Origin of the sequence: Actinosynnema sp. NPDC002837 (assembly GCF_040295345.1) — a bacterium.
In the GTDB taxonomy this organism is placed as follows: domain Bacteria; phylum Actinomycetota; class Actinomycetes; order Mycobacteriales; family Pseudonocardiaceae; genus Actinosynnema.
Window position 1 is genome coordinate 1 of the sequence record NZ_JBEOVG010000083.1, and the last position, 15,685, is coordinate 15,685.

General features: G+C 71.3%; 21 protein-coding genes and 1 pseudogene. 12 read left to right on the forward strand and 10 right to left on the reverse strand.

Annotation, left to right across the window (positions count from 1 at the left end):
* From ABTZ99_RS35695 to aroA, 3 genes are all read right to left on the reverse strand, one after another.
* On the reverse strand, window positions 1–944 hold a 944-nt coding region (locus ABTZ99_RS35695), incomplete at its 3' end, for a non-reducing end alpha-L-arabinofuranosidase family hydrolase (RefSeq protein ID WP_499617688.1).
* A 307-nt stretch (window positions 945–1,251) separates the two neighbouring features.
* Window positions 1,252–2,262, reverse strand: coding sequence for a ribosome small subunit-dependent GTPase A (gene rsgA / locus ABTZ99_RS35700; RefSeq protein WP_498786361.1), 1,011 nt, complete (start codon window positions 2,260–2,262; stop codon window positions 1,252–1,254).
* A 1-nt stretch (window position 2,263) separates the two neighbouring features.
* A complete protein-coding gene (aroA, locus tag ABTZ99_RS35705) occupies window positions 2,264–3,538 on the reverse strand; it encodes a 3-phosphoshikimate 1-carboxyvinyltransferase (RefSeq protein WP_499617689.1) in 1,275 nt (424 codons plus the stop codon).
* 100 nt (window positions 3,539–3,638) lie between these two features.
* Here aroA and ABTZ99_RS35710 point away from each other — a divergent pair, with 100 nt between their 5' ends.
* Together ABTZ99_RS35710 and ABTZ99_RS35715 are read left to right on the forward strand one after the other, a co-directional pair.
* Window positions 3,639–4,400 (forward strand): SOS response-associated peptidase, encoded by a 762-nt coding sequence (locus ABTZ99_RS35710; RefSeq protein ID WP_498786357.1) that lies wholly within the window; start codon window positions 3,639–3,641, stop codon window positions 4,398–4,400.
* Window positions 4,397–5,011, forward strand: coding sequence for an alpha/beta hydrolase family protein (locus ABTZ99_RS35715; RefSeq protein ID WP_499617690.1), 615 nt, complete (start codon window positions 4,397–4,399; stop codon window positions 5,009–5,011). The genes ABTZ99_RS35710 and ABTZ99_RS35715 overlap by 4 nt, the downstream gene beginning before the upstream one ends.
* 63 nt (window positions 5,012–5,074) lie before the next feature.
* Here ABTZ99_RS35715 and ybaK read toward each other — a convergent pair whose 3' ends face one another.
* A complete protein-coding gene (gene ybaK, locus ABTZ99_RS35720) occupies window positions 5,075–5,551 on the reverse strand; it encodes a Cys-tRNA(Pro) deacylase (RefSeq protein ID WP_498786353.1) in 477 nt (158 codons plus the stop codon).
* A 214-nt stretch (window positions 5,552–5,765) separates the two neighbouring features.
* On the opposite strand from ybaK, the gene ABTZ99_RS35725 reads away from it, so the two are divergent.
* Both ABTZ99_RS35725 and rsrA read left to right on the forward strand, forming a co-directional pair.
* Complete coding sequence (locus tag ABTZ99_RS35725) at window positions 5,766–6,392, forward strand: sigma-70 family RNA polymerase sigma factor (RefSeq protein ID WP_053719537.1); 627 nt, start codon at window positions 5,766–5,768, stop codon at window positions 6,390–6,392.
* Window positions 6,389–6,703 carry a mycothiol system anti-sigma-R factor gene (gene rsrA, locus ABTZ99_RS35730; protein ID WP_498786350.1) on the forward strand — a complete coding sequence of 105 codons (315 nt, stop codon included), beginning with the start codon at window positions 6,389–6,391 and terminating at the stop codon, window positions 6,701–6,703. The genes ABTZ99_RS35725 and rsrA overlap by 4 nt, the downstream gene beginning before the upstream one ends.
* Window positions 6,704–6,798: 95 nt before the next feature.
* Here rsrA and ABTZ99_RS35735 read toward each other — a convergent pair whose 3' ends face one another.
* The gene (locus ABTZ99_RS35735; RefSeq protein WP_096498094.1) at window positions 6,799–6,873 is read right to left on the reverse strand and encodes a 50S ribosomal protein bL37; all 75 of its coding nucleotides are present in this window, start codon (window positions 6,871–6,873) and stop codon (window positions 6,799–6,801) included.
* Between the two features lie 106 nt (window positions 6,874–6,979).
* Between ABTZ99_RS35735 and ABTZ99_RS35740 the strand changes: the two genes are divergently transcribed.
* Window positions 6,980–7,195 carry a biotin/lipoyl-binding carrier protein gene (locus ABTZ99_RS35740; RefSeq protein WP_498786348.1) on the forward strand — a complete coding sequence of 72 codons (216 nt, stop codon included), beginning with the start codon at window positions 6,980–6,982 and terminating at the stop codon, window positions 7,193–7,195.
* Window positions 7,196–8,674 (forward strand): histidine kinase N-terminal domain-containing protein, encoded by a 1,479-nt coding sequence (locus tag ABTZ99_RS35745; protein WP_498786367.1) that lies wholly within the window; start codon window positions 7,196–7,198, stop codon window positions 8,672–8,674. It begins immediately after the preceding gene.
* A gap of 132 nt (window positions 8,675–8,806) precedes the next feature.
* On the opposite strand, the gene ABTZ99_RS35750 is transcribed toward ABTZ99_RS35745, so the two are convergent.
* Window positions 8,807–9,061, reverse strand: coding sequence for a WhiB family transcriptional regulator (locus tag ABTZ99_RS35750; protein WP_053719541.1), 255 nt, complete (start codon window positions 9,059–9,061; stop codon window positions 8,807–8,809).
* 226 nt (window positions 9,062–9,287) lie between these two features.
* The gene (locus tag ABTZ99_RS35755) at window positions 9,288–10,232 is read right to left on the reverse strand and encodes a diacylglycerol/lipid kinase family protein (RefSeq protein WP_498786346.1); all 945 of its coding nucleotides are present in this window, start codon (window positions 10,230–10,232) and stop codon (window positions 9,288–9,290) included.
* Window positions 10,233–10,505: 273 nt separating this feature from the next.
* Between ABTZ99_RS35755 and ABTZ99_RS35760 the strand changes: the two genes are divergently transcribed.
* The 5 genes and pseudogenes from ABTZ99_RS35760 to ABTZ99_RS35780 all read left to right on the forward strand — a co-directional run bounded on the left by ABTZ99_RS35760 (window position 10,506) and on the right by ABTZ99_RS35780 (window position 13,661).
* Window positions 10,506–10,937 (forward strand): hypothetical protein, encoded by a 432-nt coding sequence (locus ABTZ99_RS35760; protein WP_498786344.1) that lies wholly within the window; start codon window positions 10,506–10,508, stop codon window positions 10,935–10,937.
* 146 nt (window positions 10,938–11,083) lie between these two features.
* Window positions 11,084–11,833, forward strand: coding sequence for a S1 family peptidase (locus ABTZ99_RS35765; RefSeq protein ID WP_498786342.1), 750 nt, complete (start codon window positions 11,084–11,086; stop codon window positions 11,831–11,833).
* A 200-nt stretch (window positions 11,834–12,033) separates the two neighbouring features.
* Window positions 12,034–12,840 carry an SAM-dependent methyltransferase gene (locus ABTZ99_RS35770; protein WP_499617691.1) on the forward strand — a complete coding sequence of 269 codons (807 nt, stop codon included), beginning with the start codon at window positions 12,034–12,036 and terminating at the stop codon, window positions 12,838–12,840.
* A 73-nt stretch (window positions 12,841–12,913) separates the two neighbouring features.
* A pseudogene (locus ABTZ99_RS35775) lies at window positions 12,914–13,264 on the forward strand (zinc-ribbon domain-containing protein); the annotation flags it as partial.
* A 115-nt stretch (window positions 13,265–13,379) separates the two neighbouring features.
* On the forward strand, window positions 13,380–13,661 hold the full coding sequence (locus ABTZ99_RS35780; RefSeq protein ID WP_499617708.1) for a hypothetical protein: 282 nt from the start codon (window positions 13,380–13,382) through the stop codon (window positions 13,659–13,661).
* Here ABTZ99_RS35780 and ABTZ99_RS35785 read toward each other — a convergent pair.
* A complete protein-coding gene (locus tag ABTZ99_RS35785; protein ID WP_498786336.1) occupies window positions 13,603–14,052 on the reverse strand; it encodes a MarR family transcriptional regulator in 450 nt (149 codons plus the stop codon). The genes ABTZ99_RS35780 and ABTZ99_RS35785 overlap by 59 nt on opposite strands.
* Before the next feature lie 70 nt (window positions 14,053–14,122).
* Here ABTZ99_RS35785 and ABTZ99_RS35790 point away from each other — a divergent pair, with 70 nt between their 5' ends.
* Window positions 14,123–14,620, forward strand: a complete 498-nt coding sequence (locus ABTZ99_RS35790; protein WP_498786334.1) for a hypothetical protein — start codon at window positions 14,123–14,125, stop codon at window positions 14,618–14,620.
* Here the strand turns inward: ABTZ99_RS35790 and ABTZ99_RS35795 are convergent.
* Both ABTZ99_RS35795 and ABTZ99_RS35800 read right to left on the reverse strand, forming a co-directional pair.
* Window positions 14,595–15,080 (reverse strand): GNAT family N-acetyltransferase, encoded by a 486-nt coding sequence (locus ABTZ99_RS35795; RefSeq protein ID WP_499617692.1) that lies wholly within the window; start codon window positions 15,078–15,080, stop codon window positions 14,595–14,597. The two genes, ABTZ99_RS35790 and ABTZ99_RS35795, sit on opposite strands and share 26 nt — an antisense overlap.
* Window positions 15,073–15,678 (reverse strand): histidine phosphatase family protein, encoded by a 606-nt coding sequence (locus ABTZ99_RS35800; protein WP_498786330.1) that lies wholly within the window; start codon window positions 15,676–15,678, stop codon window positions 15,073–15,075. Before ABTZ99_RS35800 ends, ABTZ99_RS35795 begins: the two co-directional genes overlap by 8 nt.
* Between the last annotated feature and the right edge of the window lie 7 nt (window positions 15,679–15,685).

A 15,685-nucleotide genomic window follows, 5' to 3' on the forward strand; every position in this document is an offset into this window, starting at 1 on the left:
CCGATGATCGTCTGGTCGATGGGTCCCGTGCCGGAGCCGGTGATGCTCGCGGTGGAGAGGACCTGCTGCGCCGACCACCCGTTCGGGTTGGTGGGATCGGTCGACGTGCGGTAGCTGAACGCCGTCCCGCCCCACTGGTAGGCGAGCACCCAGATGTTCTTCGGGGCGAAGTAGAACAGCGTGGGCGCGACGGTGCTGATGTTCATGGCCTGCTGGGGCGCCGAGGCCATCTCGGACCAGTTGCCGAAGAGCCCGAAGTTCATCGAACCCCAGCGCGTCCCGAAGTCGTGCGTCGTGCCGTAGACCAGGTGCTTGCCGTTGTACGGCACGTAGGTGAAGTCCTTGAGCGACACCCAGCCCGACCTCGGGTTCGCCAGCACGCCCGACGACGACCAGCGGTACGTCGACGGGAGGGAGCACTGGCCGGGCGTCGTGGTGGTGGTGGTGGTCGTCGTGGAAGTGGTGGTGGAAGTGGTGCTGGTCGGGGTGGTCGTCGATGTCGTGCTACCGGTGCACACCACGCCGTTCAGGGCGAAACTCGTCGGAATCGGGTTGCTGCCCGTCCACGACCCGTTGAAACCGAACGACGCCGAACCGCCGGTGGCGATCGAACCGTTGTAGCTCACGTTCTTCGCGGTCACCGCGGAACCGCTCTGCGTCAACGACGTGTTCCACGACTGCGTCACCGTCTGGCCCGCGCCGAACGACCACGTCAACGTCCACCCGGTCAGCGGATCACCCAGGTTGGTGATCGACACGTTGCCGGTGAACCCGTCCTGCCACTGCGAAGCCACGGCGTAGTTCACCGAGCAGCCGGCGGCCGCGGCGCCGGCCGGCAACGCCACGAGGGTCGCAGCCGTTGCCAGCAGTGCGGCGCTCGCCACCGCGGCGCCGACATTTGCTGCTCTGAACCTGGTCGTGAAGCTGCGTCGTAGCATTGACATGACGTCTCCTCTGCGGACTTTGCGCAAGTTTTCGAACAGTGGCCGTCCGCGATCGCGTTTGTCGACGAGAACGGTCATCGGCTCAAGAAGTCGGCGAGATCGGCGGAGTGCCGATATGGCCGGGCGACCAGCACGTCGCTAAACATTTTAGCGATAGTGCTAAATATTTGAGCGCGTTCTCATGGACACCTTCCGGGCACGACGACGATACCGGCGGTTAAGCGGTTGATCTGTTCCCAGAATGGAGTGCGCAAGGCCTCGAGGTCAACAGGGCGAGCTTGACCGTCTCAATGGGCGGGCAAAGGGATCAGTCGTATTCCTCCAGTTTGCCGCGGGAGGAGAGGAGGCGGCGCAGGGAGCCCAGGCGGCCGGGGGAGGCCTCGCCGGTGCGCACCAGTTCGTCCAGCATGCAGTCCGGGTCGTCGGGCGGGCCCTGGTGACCGCAGCCCGACGGGCACTCCTCGGCCATCGCCTTCATGTCCGGGAACGCGCCCACGATGTCGTCCGGCGTGATGTGCGCCAGGCCGAACGAGCGGATGCCCGGCGTGTCCACCGCCCAGCCGCCCTCCGGCAGCGGCAGGGCGACGGTCTGCGTCGACGTGTGCCGGCCCTTGCCGACACCGCTCACCACGCCCACCGCCCGGTGCGCGTCGGGCACGAGCCGGTTCACCAACGTCGACTTGCCGACACCCGAGTGCCCGATCAACGCCGACAACCGGTTCGCCAGCCGCCCGCGCAGCTCGTCCGGGTCCTCGTCGGACCGCGTCACGACCACGGGCAGGTTCAGCTCCGCGTACGCGGCGACCAGCTCGTCCGGCGGCGCCAGGTCCGACTTCGTCAAGCACAGCAGGGGTTCCAGCCCGCCCGCCCACGCCGCCACCAGGCACCGGTCGATGAAACCGCGCCGCGGCTGCGGGTCCGCCAACGCCGACACGATCACCAGCTGCTCGGCGTTGGCCACCACCACCCGCTCGAACGGGTCGGTGTCGTCCGCCGTGCGCCGCAGCACGCTGCGCCGCTCCTCCACCCGCACGATCCGCGCCAACGTGTCCGGCTGACCGGACGTGTCGCCGACCAGCCCGACGTGGTCGCCGACGACGACCGGCGTGCGGCCGAGCTCCCGCGCCCGCATGGCGACGACCATCCGACCCGGGTCGCCGTCCATCGCGCACGTCCACCGACCCCGGTCGACCCCGACGACCATGGCGGGCACCGCGTCCGCGTGCTCGGGCCGGCGCTTGCTGCGCGGCCGGGTGCCCTTGCCCGGCCGCACCCGCACGTCGGACTCGTCCAACCGCCGCCAGTCGCCCCTCGCCACGTCAGCGCGCCCCCGGCAGCGACAGCATGGCCGCCCACATGCCCGGGAAGTCGGGCAGCGTCTTCGTGGTGCAGCCGATGTCGTCCACGGACACGCCCTCGACGACCAGGCCGATGATCGCGCCGGCGGTGGCCATCCGGTGGTCGGCGTAGGCCCGCCAGACGCCGCCGCGCAGCGGTCGCGGCGTGATGACCAGGCCGTCCTCGGTCTCCTCCGCGTCGCCGCCCAGCCGGTTGATCTCGGTGACGAGCGCGGCGAGCCGGTCCGTCTCGTGGCCGCGGATGTGCGCGACACCGCGGATCCGCGTCCGCCCGTCGGCCAGCGCCGCCAAGGCCGCGATGGTCGGCGTCAGCTCGCTCTCGTCACGCAGGTCGACGTCGATCCCGGTCAACCGGTCCGGCCCGCGCAGCACCAGACCGGCGTCGGACAGCTCGACCTCGCACCCCATGCCGCCGAACAGGTCCTGGGCCGCGCCGCCGGGCTGCGTGGTCCGCGTCGGCCAGCCCGGGATCGTCACCCGACCGCCGGTCACGGCCGCCGCAGCCAGGAACGCGGTCGCGTTGGACAGGTCCGGCTCGACGTGCCAGTCGCGGCCCTCGACGACACCCGGCTCGACCCGCCACTCGTTCGGCGACGCGTCGTCCACCACGACGCCGGCCTGGCGCATCATCGCCACGGTCATCTCGATGTGCGGCATGGACGGCACGGGCTTGCCGTCGTGCCGGATCGTCACGCCGCTCTCGTAACGCGCGCCCGACAGCAGGAGCCCGGACACGAACTGGGACGACGCCGAGGCGTCGATGGTGACCTCGCCGCCGGGCACGCCGCCCTTGCCGTGCAGCGTGAACGGCAGCGCGTCGCCCGCCACGTCCGCGCCCAGCGCCCGCAGCGCGTCCAGGATCGTGGTCATCGGCCGGGTCCGCGCGTGCGGGTCGCCGTCGAAGGTGATGTCGCCGACCGCGAGCGCGGCGGCGGGCGGCAGGAACCGCATCACGGTGCCCGCCAGACCGCAGTCGACCTGCGCCGGTCCGTGCAGCTCGTGGGGCGTGACCAGCCAGGACCCGTCCGGACCGTCGACGACGCCGACGCCGAGCGACCGCAGCGCGTCGACCATCAGGTTGGTGTCGCGGCTGCGCAGCGGCGCGTGCAGGGTGGACGCGCGGTCGGCCAGGGCGGCGAGCACGAGCGCGCGGTTGGTGATCGACTTGGAGCCGGGCACGGGTACCGTCGCGTCGACCGGGCCGTCGGCGGTGGGAGCGGACCACTGCTGAGTCATGGCTTGATGATTCCGCATCGGGTGGTCGACAGCTCGCACCGGGCTTTCCGACGTGCGACGATGGCATCGCCCGAGGGTGATCTGTGGAGAGGTGATCGGTGTGTGCGGCAGGTACGCGTCCACCAAGAACCCCGCGCTGCTCGCGGCGGAGTTCGACGCGGTCGACGGCACCGAGGGCGACGCGCCCGGCGCGGACTACAACGTCGCGCCGACCAAGCAGGTGCTCGCCGTGGTCGAGCGGCACCCGCGCGACGACGAGGGCAACCCCGACCCCGACACCACCGAGCGCAGCGTCCGCGTGATGCGCTGGGGCCTGGTGCCGCACTGGGCCAAGGACCTGTCCGGCGCCGCGAAGATGATCAACGCGCGGGCGGAGAGCGTGCTGGACAAGCCCGCCTACCGGAACTCGGCGGCCAAGCGCCGGTGCATCGTCCCGGCCGCGGGCTGGTACGAGTGGCAGCCGGGCGAGGGCCGCAAGCAGCCGTACTTCATCAACCCCGGCGACGACTCCAGCCTCGCCATGGCCGGCATCTGGTCGGTGTGGTGGCAGCAGGAGGGCGACGAGCGCAAGCCGATCATCACGTGCGCCGTGCTGACCACGGACGCGATCGGCGAGATGACCTCCGTGCACCACCGGATGCCGCTGGTGCTGCCGAAGGACCGCTGGGCGGCGTGGCTCGACCCGGACAACGAGGACCCGAAGGACCTGCTCGCGCCCGACCTGGACCTGGTCGACGCGCTGGAGCTGCGCCCGGTGTCGACGAAGGTCAACAGCATCAAGAACAACGACCCGTCGCTGATGGCGGCCGTCACGCTGGGGGAGTCCGAGAAGCCGGAGCCCACCTTGTTCGAGCTGAAATGACCTCGCGGGTGGTCGACACCCCGTACGGCCCCGCGCGGGCCGAGCTGCACTGCGCGTCCGAGAGCCGCGCCGCGCTCCTGCTGGGGCACGGCGCGGGCGGCGGCATCGCCGCGCCGGACCTGGTGGCCGCGACCCGCGCGGCGGTGGACGTCGGCGTGCACGTGGCGCTAATCGAGCAGCCGTACCGGGTGGCGGGCCGCCGCGCGCCCGCGCCCGCCAAGCAGCTCGACGCGGCGTGGCTCGCGGTGGCCGACGAACTGGGCGAGACCTGGTTCGACGACCTGCCGCTGCTGTTCGGCGGGCGGTCCTCCGGCGCGCGGGTGGCGTGCCGGACGTCGTCGGAGGGTCAGGCGGTGGCCGTGCTGTGCCTGGCGTTCCCCGTGCACCCGCCGGGCAAGCCGGAGAAGTCGCGGATGCCGGAGCTGGACGGGGTCGAGGTCGCCACCCTGGTCGTGCAGGGCGAGAACGACCCGTTCGGCAGGCCCGAGGCGGCGCACCACCGCGACGTCGTGCTGCTGCCCGGCGATCACAACCTCAAGGCCGACGTGGGCGCGGTGGGCCGCGCCGTGGGCGAGTGGCTGGACCGCGTGCTGCGCCCGCTCGAGGTGTGAGCGGACCTGACGGCGGACCCCGCGACCTGCGCCGACCCGCCCTCGCGAGCCGGGCGCGGGCGGTCAGGCCGAGATCGGTGCGACGACCGCCTGCGTGAGCCTGACCAGCGCTTCCGGTGCGATCTCGACCTCGAGCCCGCGCCGTCCGGCGGAGCAGTAGATGGTCTCGAAGGCCTCCGCCGAGGCGTCCAGCGCCACCGGCAGCCGCTTCTTCTGCCCCAGCGGGGAGATGCCGCCCGCCACGTACCCGGTGGCGCGCTCGGCCGCCGCGACGTCGGCCATCTTCGCCTTCTTCCCACCGACGGCCGCGGCCAGCGCCTTCAGGTCCAGCTGGCCCGTGACCGGAACCACACCGACGGCCAACTTGCCGTCCACGTCCGCGACCAGCGTCTTGAACACCCGTTCGGGGGCGATCCCCAACGCCTCCGCCGCCTCCAGCCCGTACGACTCGTGCCGGGGGTCGTGCTCGTAGGCGTGCAGCGCGTAGGCCACCTTCTGCTTGTCCAGCAACGCGGTGGCGGGCGTTCCACGACCGGCCATGATCGCGCACGATAGCCGAGGGAATGCGCGGCGACCTCGTCGCGTTGCTGCGAACGTGGCTACCGAGGTGATGGACCAGCAGGTCGGCAGGCAGGTCAAGGCGCGCCCACCGCGTGGCTCGGCTCACTGCCGACCCGGGGACCGCCGCGTATCCTCGACTGCGTCCCAGACAGTGCCATCCACCGCGCTGACCAGCCGGTGGGAAGGGAGCGCGGTGCCAGCCACGCGAACGCAGGACACGCCGACTGACGAGACAACGGCCGAGCGCGCAGCCAGGTTCGAGCGCGACGCGATGCCGATGCTCGACCAGTTGTACTCGGCGGCCCTGCGGATGACCCGCAACCCGGCCGACGCCGAGGACCTGGTCCAGGAGACCTACCTCAAGGCGTACGCCGCCTTCGCGTCCTTCTCGGAGGGCACGAACCTCAAGGCCTGGCTGTACCGCATCCTCACCAACACCTACATCAACGGCTACCGCAAGAAGCAGCGCCAACCGATCCAGCAGCCGACCGACGAGATCACGGACTGGCAGTTGGCGCAGGCGGAGAGCCACACGTCGACCGGGTTGAGGTCGGCGGAGGTCGAGGCGATGGACCGGCTGCCGGACTCAGACGTCAAGGAAGCCTTGCAGCGACTGCCGGAGGAGTTCCGGATCGCGGTGTACCTCGCGGACGTGGAGGGCTTCGCCTACAAGGAGATCGCAGACATCATGGGCACCCCCATCGGAACCGTGATGTCCCGGTTGCACCGGGGCCGCAGGCAGCTTCGCGACCAGCTGGCGGACACCGCGCGCGAGCGCGGCATCATCCGCGACGGTCACCAGGAGGTGGCGGGCCGATGAGCTGCGGCGAACCGCACGAGACGGACTGCTCCGAGGTCCTGTCCGAGGTCTACCTCTTCCTCGACCACGAGTGCGACGAGAGGCGCAAGGAGCTGCTCCAGACCCACCTGGAGGAGTGCCACCCGTGCCTGGAGCAGTACGGCATCGAGGAGCACCTGAAGGCGCTGCTGGCCCGCAAGTGCGGCGGCGAGCACGCGCCCGAGGAGCTGAGGCGGCGCCTGCGCGCCCGGCTCTACCAGACGGCGGACCAGACGACGGTGGAGGTCGAGGTCACCACGACGGTGACGCGGACCGAGACGTCCAGCAGCTGACCGCCGGGGCCGATCGCGGCCGGCGGGACGAGCGGTGGAGAAGGTCGAAGGCCCCGGAGCGGTGCTCCGGGGCCTTCGCACGCCGTGACGTGGAATCAGGCGTTGGGGCGCTTCCCGTGGTTCGCGCCACCCTTCTTGCGGTCGCGGCGCTTGCGGGCACGCTTCGACATGGGGTTCTCCTAGTGCTCGTCATGCTTCATCCCAGTGTGTCACGCGGTCGCCCGGGCACGGCACCGGGTCTGAATCGTGGTTGGATGGACTCGACGAAGGAGGACCATGGCCGAGGAGATCCGGGCCGAGATCGTGGCCAACGTGGCCCAGATCGCCGTCCAGGAAGGCGACGAGGTCACGCACGAGACCACGGTCGTGGTGCTCGAGAGCATGAAGATGGAGATCCCGGTCCTCCCCGAGGGCGCGGGCCGGATCACCCGCATCGCCGTGTCGACCGGCGACGTGGTCCAGGAGGGTGACCTCATCGCGGTGGTGGAGTAGCTGTCCACGCTCACCGACCTCCTCGCCGAGCACACCAAGCTCTCCGGCGGCGCCGTCGACCACCTGCAGCTCGTGGTCGCGGAGTGGCAGCTGCTGTCCGACCTCAGCTTCGCCGACTTCCTGATGTGGGTGCCGCTGGACGAGACGACGTTCCTGTGCGTCGCGCAGGCCCGGCCGACGACCGCGCCGACCGCGCACCCCGAGGACGTCGTCGGCAGCATGGTGGACGTCGAGGAGCACCCCCAGCTGCGCCGGGCCATGGCCGAGTCCCGCATCTGCCGCGAGGAGGACCCGCGCTGGCACCTGGGCGTGCCGGTCCGCCGCGAGGCGATCCCGGTCAAGCGCAACGGCGAGGTCATCGCGGTCCTCAGCCGCAACACGAACCTGGCCGTGCCGCGCGTGCCGAGCCCGTTGGAGATCTCCTACCTGGGCAGCGCCGCCGACCTGTGCCAGATGATCTCGGACGGCACGTTCCCGACCACCGAGCCGTCGCCGGACGTGCACACCAGCCCGCGCGTGGGTGACGGCCTGATCCGGCTGGACGCCTCGGGCGCGGTCGTGTTCGCCAGCCCGAACGCGCTGAGCGCCTACCACCGCATGGGCCACGCGTCCGACCTGGTCGGCGTGCACCTGGCCCCGCTGACGCGGTCCCTGATCGGCGACCCGTTCGACGCCACCGAGGTCGCGCAGCGCATCCGGTCCGCCCTGGACGGCCAGCCGAGCATGCGCATCGAGGCCGAGTCGCGCCGCGGCGCGGCGGTGCTGTTCCGCGCCCTGCCGCTGCGACCGCGCGGCAGCGCGGCGGGCGCGCTGGTGCTGTGCCGCGACGTCACGGAGGTCCGCCGCCGCGACCGCGCCCTGATGTCGAAGGACGCGACGATCCGCGAGATCCACCACCGGGTGAAGAACAACCTGCAGACGGTGGCCGCGCTGCTGCGCCTGCAGAGCAGGCGGACGAGCAGCGAGGAGGCGCGCGAGGCGCTGGCCGAGTCGGTGCGCCGCGTCACGTCGATCGCGCTGGTGCACGAGACGCTGTCCATGTCGGTGGACGAGCGGGTGGACCTCGACGACGTGGTGGACAAGGTCATCCCGATGATGTCGGACGTGGCCGCCACCGAGTCGCAGGTCGTGGTGCGCCGGGACGGGAAGTTCGGCATCGTCCAGGCCGAGCTCGCCACCCCGCTGGTGATGGTGCTGACCGAACTCGTGCAGAACGCGTTCGAGCACGCGTACGCGGCGGGTCAGCGGGGCGAGGTGGTCGTGCACGCCGAGCGCTCGGCGAAGTGGTTGGACGTCGTGATCTCGGACGACGGCCGCGGCCTGCCCCAGGGCTTCTCGCTGGAGCGCACCGACCGGCTCGGGCTGCAGATCGTCCGGACGCTGGTGGAGTCCGAACTCAGGGGCTCGTTGAGCTTGCGGAGGAGGCCCCGAGGCGGTACAGAGGCGGTCCTGCGCGTACCGCTCAGAGCCCGGCGTTAGACTGCTCCCCGTGCACACGTGACGGCCTGCCTCAGCTGGAGTCACGTGGTCATGCGGGAGGGTGTGCAACACAAGCGAAAGGCCCGACACCTGGCACGGTGTCGGGCCTTTCGTCTGCTCGTTCGAGGCGGCTCAGGCGTTGCTGCGAGCCCGGGTGCGAGCGTTGCGGCGCTTGAGGGCGCGACGCTCGTCTTCGCTCATCCCGCCCCACACGCCGGCGTCCTGGCCGCTCTCGAGCGCCCACGAGAGGCAGTCGGAGACGACGGGGCAGCGGCGGCAGACGGTCTTCGCCTCGGCGATCTGCAGGAGCGCAGGACCGCTGTTCCCCACGGGGAAGAACAGCTCGGGGTCCTCGTCGCGGCAGATCGCGCGGTGGCGCCAGTCCATTGGAACTACTCCTCAGCTAGGCGCGCGCGAAGGCGCGCCACTCGTCAGCGGTCGGTTTTGGGGTGCTTGTGAATGCTTTCACGAACGGCCGGGATGTCAAGGGTTTAGCCCCAACCCGGTGAGTGAACTCACCCGAAAGATCGACTGGGTTCACCAGGGGTTTCACACCGCGGTGTCACACCAGGTCACAACATCGCGGATGGGTACCGAGCCGGTCACGCCACGATCACACGGCGACCGTGAGCACGCCTGGCACCCCGGTGAACTCGACCTCGGTGCACGAGCCGAGCAGGTCACCGTCAACCTGCAGGTTGACGGGTTCCGGACTCGTCACGCGGACGAACTCGACGTCGTCGCGCCGGAGCAGGTTCCCGCCTTTGGGGTTCCCATCCGTGGCCAAGAGATGCGCGACGTAGCGAAGAACTGTCGGCAATCCCATCCCGTGCAGCGCGAACAAGCCGAGACCGCCGTCGAAGGACGTGCTGGGGTTGAGCCGGATCGCCTTGTCGCCGAGGTAGGTCCACGGGTCGGTGTTCGAGACGAACGCCAGCCGCACGTCCTCGAACAGCGGTTCGTCGGGAATGCGCACGGTGAGCGTCGGCGGCTGTCTGCGCTGGGTGAAGTAGCTGGTCAGCGCGGTGCGGGCGTAGAGGGTCGGTGACGCCTGGCGGCCCTTGGCGCGCTGGTGCTCGACGGCCGCGACCACGTCGGCGTCCCAGCCGACGCCCGCGTTGAAGGTGAACCAGCGGTCGTGGTCGACGTCCGCGCCGGTGGCCGCGACGTGCCCGACGCTGACCTTGCGGCTGGTGCCGTGCTCGATGGCCTGGAGCAGGCGGTAGGTGGCCTCGACCGGGTCGCGCGGCAGGCCGAGCGCGCCCGCGAACACGTTCGCCGAGCCGCCGGGCACCACGCCGAGCATGGGCAGGCCCGGCTGCGCGCCCTCGCGCAGCACGCCGTTGACCACCTCGTTGACCGTGCCGTCGCCGCCGTGCGCCACGACCAGGTCGTACCCGTCCAGGACGGCCTGCGCGGCGGCGTCGGCCGCGTGGCCGCGGTAGTCCGTCTCGACGATGTCGAGCTTCACATCGCTGGCCAGTGCGTGCGCGAGCACGTCCCGACCGGCAGGCGTGGTTGCCGTCGCCTGCGGGTTGACCACCAGAAGTGCGCGCACTCTTGCAGGGTAGGACAGCGCGTGACCTCCGACAGGTTGCGTATCACCCGGTAGGAGGCTGCAGAGCGCACGAAAGTGGCCGAGGTCTCCTTTCCGTGTCCCGAATCTTCCGGGTCCCGCGTCGTTCCCCGTCTCGCGACAAGTGCACCCCGGCCCGACCGCCGGCTCGCCGAAGAGACTCCTGTGATCATCGCTCCTGGGGCGGTCGAACGGGACACGCCAACCGGGTGGCCTACGATGCGTGACGAGTACGCACTGTGAGGAAAGGCCCAGTTGAGGGCGCAGCTGAAGGGGCGCGGCGTGTCGACCGAAGGCAAGGTCCCACCGGCGGTCCGGGCGGCGGGCGCGCTGACCGCGGTGCAGGGCCTGACGGGGCTGGCGTTCGCGGTCGCGCTGGTGGTGCGGTCGTTCAGCGCGGAGAAGTCCGGCGAGGTGCTGGGCGAGGCGGCCTACTTCGCGGTGCTGTCGGCGGGTGTGCTCGCGGCGGGCGTCGGCCTGGTGCTCGGCAGGCACTGGGGTCGCACGCCCGCGGTCGTCGTGCAGCTCCTGCTCCTGGGTGTCGCCTGGTACATGTACGGGCCCTCCGACCGCCAGCTGTGGGGCGCGCTGCTCGGGGTGTACGTCGTCGTCACGCTCGTGCTGCTGTTCACCAACCCGGTGCGCCGGTGGGCGCTCGGCGTGGACGAGGACGAAACCGACGCGTAGGCGATCCCTGGTCGAGTGGGGCCAATCGGCCGCAGACCATCGTCTGGGCGCTCGCCGACTAACGGCGGGTGGTCGCCGTCACTCAGACAGGTGACGCTGTGGGTGGTGAATTCACCACTCCCTGCGTTCGTTGAGGTGACAACTCCATGCGATTCACTCGCGCCCTGTCCGCGGTGGTCGGAGCCACTACCGCACTGCTGTCCGCGTTCGCCCTGACCGCGATCGCGCCGGCGGCGTCGGCCCAGGAGGCCGGCGGCATCGAGCCGTACATCATCGGCGGCGGCACGGCGAGCAACGCCCCGTGGGCGGCCCGCCTGTTCCGCAACGGCCAGCAGAACTGCTCGGCCACGATCATCGCCCCGCAGTGGGTCCTGACCGCGCAGCACTGCGTGGCGAGCTCGGGCACCTACACGTTCCGGATCGGCAGCCTCGACCAGACCACCGGCGGCACCCTGGCCACCGCCACCCAGATCATCCAGCACCCGTCGGTCGACCTGGCGCTGGCGCGGCTGGACCGGTCGGTCTCGGGCACGTACGCGCCGCTGGGCACCACCACCGCGGTGGCCGTCGGCCAGACCGTGCAGCTCTACGGCTGGGGCGCCACCTGCACCAACCAGCCGGAGATCAACTGCCAGTCCCGCTACCTCAAGTACGCCAACACCCGCGTGACCTCGGTCAACGGGCGCGACTACCGGGGCGGCATCGCGATCTCGGTGAGCCGGATCGACGGCATCGCCGCCGGCGGCGACTCGGGCGGCCCGATGTTCGCCACCAGCCCGGTCGACGGCCGCCGCTACCAGGTCGGCGTCGCCTCCACCAGCGACCGCTCCACCCGGTCGAACTACACCGCCGTCACCCGCTACCGCGACTGGATCCGCTCCTACGCCGGCGTGTGAGCAGCACTCCCCGGCCGAGGGGCAGGCATCTCTCCCCCTGCGCCGCCCCTCGGCCGGGGCACCACGGTTTGATCCGGGCCCACTCACCAGTCACAATCACCCTGCGTGTTCACATTTGGCGGATGGACACGAACGGAGTAGCCAGATACGGTCTGGCAGGCGTTCACGCCGCTCCGGGTGCAGGCAGGGTGAGGTGCGCAGTGCAGAACCCCCCGAGGTGGGTGTCGACCAACGGTGATGTCGAGCGCCCCAACGTGGCCCGGCTCTACGACTACTACCTCGGCGGAGCGCACAACTTCGCGGTCGACCGCGAGTTCGCCGACCGGTCGATGAGCGAGATCCCGACCGCCGCCATGGTCCAGCACACCCGCTCGTTCCTGCGCCGGGCCGTCCGGCTGTGCGTGGCGCACGGCATCCGCCAGTTCCTCGACCTCGGCTCCGGCATCCCCACCGCGGGCAACGTGCACGAGGTCGCCCAGCAGGCCGACCCGACGTGCCGCGTGGTGTACGTGGACAACGAGCCCGCCACCGTGGCCCACAGCCGCACCATGCTGCGCGACAACGCGGGCGCGGCCATCGCCGAGGCCGACATCCGGGACGTGGACGCGGTGCTGTCCGCGCCCGAGGTCCGCGGGCTGCTCGACCTGACCCGGCCGGTGGCCGTGCTGATGGTCGCGATCCTGCCGTACATCGCCGACGACGACCGCCCGGTCGAGCTGGTCCGCCGCTACCGCGACGTGATCGCCGACGGCAGCTACCTGGTGATCAGCCACCTGACCGCGGACGAGCAGCCGGAGCTGGTGCGCAAGCTGGTCGGCGTGGCCGCCGAGACGGACTCGCCGATCGTGGCCCGGTCCAGGGCGGACGTCGAGGCGATGCTCGACGGGTTCGACCTGTTCGACCCCGGGCTGGTGCTGGCGACGAAGTGGCGTGGCGAGGGCGAGCCGGCGACCAGCGCCGAGGCCGTGACCTACGGCGCGGTGGGCGTGAAGCGGCCGAACGGCTGATTTCCCTGGTCAGGTCGCCGGTCTAAGGTTCGGCAACCGCATTCGCGGTGGTTGTGGCCCGGGGGGGATCACCATGACTTGTCCGAACTGCGGCACGCCCGTGCTGTCCGGTGTGTCGAGCTGTCGCTCGTGCGGGGCATCGCTGGAGCGGAAGGCCGTTCCGTCCTACCTGGAGCCGCCGGTGGCGCAGGTGCCGCCGGTGATCCAGGCGCCCTACGCGCCGCCGATGGGCCATGCCCCGGCCGAGCCGCGGCGGTGGGAGGACGTCTCCTCGCTGCGGACGCCGCTGCTGGTGCTGCTGGTCGCGGACGCGGTGCTGGCGCCGTCGACCATGGTCGTGCCGCTGGTCGGCCTGCCGTACGCCCTGCTGTTCGTCGTGACCGCCGTGGTGTTCCTGGTCTGGCTGCACCGGGCGCGGCGCAACGCGGCGGCCGGGACGCACCAGCTCGCGCCGGGGTGGGTGTTGGGCGGCTGGTTCGTGCCGGGGGCGAACTTTCTACCTCCCGTGGCGGGTGGTGCACGACGTCGGCGTGGCCACCGTGGCGCCGGACAGGCGGGGGACGGTGACCGGGCCGGTCGCCGTGTGGTGGGTGTCCTGGGTGCTGTCGTGGGTGACCGCCTTCCGGCTGACGACGACGGAGACGGTCACCGCCACGTCGCGGTCGTCGGGGTTCTACGTCAACTTCGCCTTCGCCGCGACCTGGCTCAACGTGGCGTGCCTCGCGCTGGCCGCGGCCGCGCCGGCGGTGGTCGTGAACCGGATCACGGCCGGCCGGGAGAGGGCTTTCCGGCCTCGCTCAGCAGTCGGGTCTGCTCCTTGAGCACGGCGACCGCGCGGACCACCCAGTCCCCGATGACCTGCTGCTCCTCCGGGCTGTAGCGCGCGCCCAGCTCGGCCATCGCCGCGCTCAACCCGGCGAAGACCTGCCCGAACGCGCCGGGGATCGCGGTGATCACCACCCTCCTGCGGTCGCCGGGGTCGGGTTCGCGCCGCACCAGGCCCGCGCGTTCGAGCCGGTCGGCGACGCCGGTGACCGCGCCGGGGGTCAGGTTGATCTCCTTGGCCAGCTCGCCCGCCGACAGCGGGCCCTTGCCCGCGATGAGCGCGAGCGCGCGCTGGTCGACCGCCGTCACGCCCAGGCGCGCGCCGACGGCCTCGTGGAACGCGACGACCGCCGTGCTCAGCTCACGTCCGAAGTCCCGTCCGTCCATGCGGTCACTTTACCGCGCCCGATATTTCAGTACACTGAACTAAAATATTTGGGGAGTGAGGGGTGGCGACATGTCGGAGCTGGGGCTGGCGGTCGAGGTGCCGCGCTGGGCCGGGCGGTTCTACCTGCGGCACTGGGCGGTGATCGTCGGGTTGTCGCTGGTGGCGTCCGTGCAGCGGCTCGTGGTGGTGAACTGGGGCGACCTGGTGCCGGACGGGGTGGCGTTCGCCTCGGAGGTCGTGGTGGTGGCCGCGAGGGTGCTGCTGGTCGTCGTGATCTGGCGGTTGGCGACCAGGGGGGAGCGGCTGAGGTGGGCGAACGCGCGGTCGTTCGCGGCGCGGCACTGGCCGAGCCTGGTGTGGCAGGGGGTCCTGCTGGCGGTGGCGGTGCTGGTGTTCGACGTCGTCGCCGAGCAGGTGGTCGGCGGGCTGCTCCCCGAGTCGGCGCGGCAGACCTACCTGGCCGTGCTGCTGTTCGTGAAGAACCCGACCGTCATCGCGTTCACGTTCGTGTGGTGGGTGGGGCTGATCCGGCAGGTCGGCGTCAGCCGTGCAGTCCCAGTTGCGTGAGCGCGTCGTCGGTGAGGCGGAAGACGGTCCACTCGTCCATGGGGAGCGCGCCGAGCGACTTGTAGAAGCCGATCGCGGGCGCGTTCCAGTCGAGCACCCACCACTCCAGGCGCGCGTAGCCGCGGGCGACGCACTCCTCGGCGAGGGCTTGCAGCAGCGCCCGGCCGAGGCCGCTCCGGCGCTGGTCGGGCTGGACGTAGAGGTCTTCGAGGTAGATGCCGTGCGTGCCGCGCCAGGTGGAGAAGTTGAGGAACCACAGGGCCATGCCGACGACCCGACCGTCCACTTCGGCCACGTGGCCGAAGAGGGCGGGCGAGGGGCGGAACAGCGCCTCGTGCAGCTGCTCGACCGTCAGGTGGCACTCGTGCCGCGCGCGTTCGTACTCGGCCAGCTCTTCGACGAGGGCGACGACGGCGGGCACGTCCTCCTCGCGCACGCGGCGGATGCGGGGATCAGTCAACGTCGACTTCCCAGGCGGGCACGTTCAGCCGCCGCACCTGCGGGTCGCCGCGCTCGTCGCCGAGCACGGTGGTGCCGGCCGGGTCCAGTCCGAAGTGGACGCCCTCGCTCGGCGGCAGGTTCAGCCAGGTGGCGATGAGCACGCGGCTGAAGTGGCCGTGGCCGACCAGCACCACGTCACCGCTGAGCAACGCCTGGCGTGCCCGGTCGAGCACCTTGGCGGCGCGCGCGTGCACCTCGTCGTGCGTCTCGCCCTTGGGCACGGCGTGGGTCCAGACCGTCCAGCCCGGGTCGGTCTCCCGGATCTGGGGCGTGGTGAGGCCCTCGTAGTCGCCGTAGTCCCACTCGGCGAGCTCCTCGGTGCGCTCGACGTCGTGCAGCCCGGCCAGCTCGGCGGTCCGCCACGCGCGTTGGCGCGGGCTCGTCAGCACCAGCGCGGGCGGCAGGTCGGTGGCGCGCAGCCGGGCCAGCACGGCGCCGGCGCGGCGGGCCTGCTGCACCCCGGTCCCGGTCAGGGGAACGTCGGTCAGCCCGGTGTGCCGACCGCTCTCGGACCACTCTGTTTGACCGTGCCGCAGCAGGTAGACGTGTGAGGTCACGGCCCGA

Coding starts and splice junctions, on each gene's coding strand:
- ABTZ99_RS35750 (WP_053719541.1), bottom strand. CDS start 9,061: ATGGACTGGCGCCACCGCGCGATCTGCCGCGACGAGGACCCCGAGCTG.
- aroA (WP_499617689.1), bottom strand. CDS start 3,538: ATGACTCAGCAGTGGTCCGCTCCCACCGCCGACGGCCCGGTCGACGCG.
- ABTZ99_RS35785 (WP_498786336.1), bottom strand. CDS start 14,052: ATGGACGGACGGGACTTCGGACGTGAGCTGAGCACGGCGGTCGTCGCG.
- ABTZ99_RS35740 (WP_498786348.1), top strand. CDS start 6,980: ATGGCCGAGGAGATCCGGGCCGAGATCGTGGCCAACGTGGCCCAGATC.
- ABTZ99_RS35765 (WP_498786342.1), top strand. CDS start 11,084: ATGCGATTCACTCGCGCCCTGTCCGCGGTGGTCGGAGCCACTACCGCA.
- rsrA (WP_498786350.1), top strand. CDS start 6,389: ATGAGCTGCGGCGAACCGCACGAGACGGACTGCTCCGAGGTCCTGTCC.
- ybaK (WP_498786353.1), bottom strand. CDS start 5,551: ATGGCCGGTCGTGGAACGCCCGCCACCGCGTTGCTGGACAAGCAGAAG.
- ABTZ99_RS35790 (WP_498786334.1), top strand. CDS start 14,123: ATGTCGGAGCTGGGGCTGGCGGTCGAGGTGCCGCGCTGGGCCGGGCGG.
- ABTZ99_RS35715 (WP_499617690.1), top strand. CDS start 4,397: ATGACCTCGCGGGTGGTCGACACCCCGTACGGCCCCGCGCGGGCCGAG.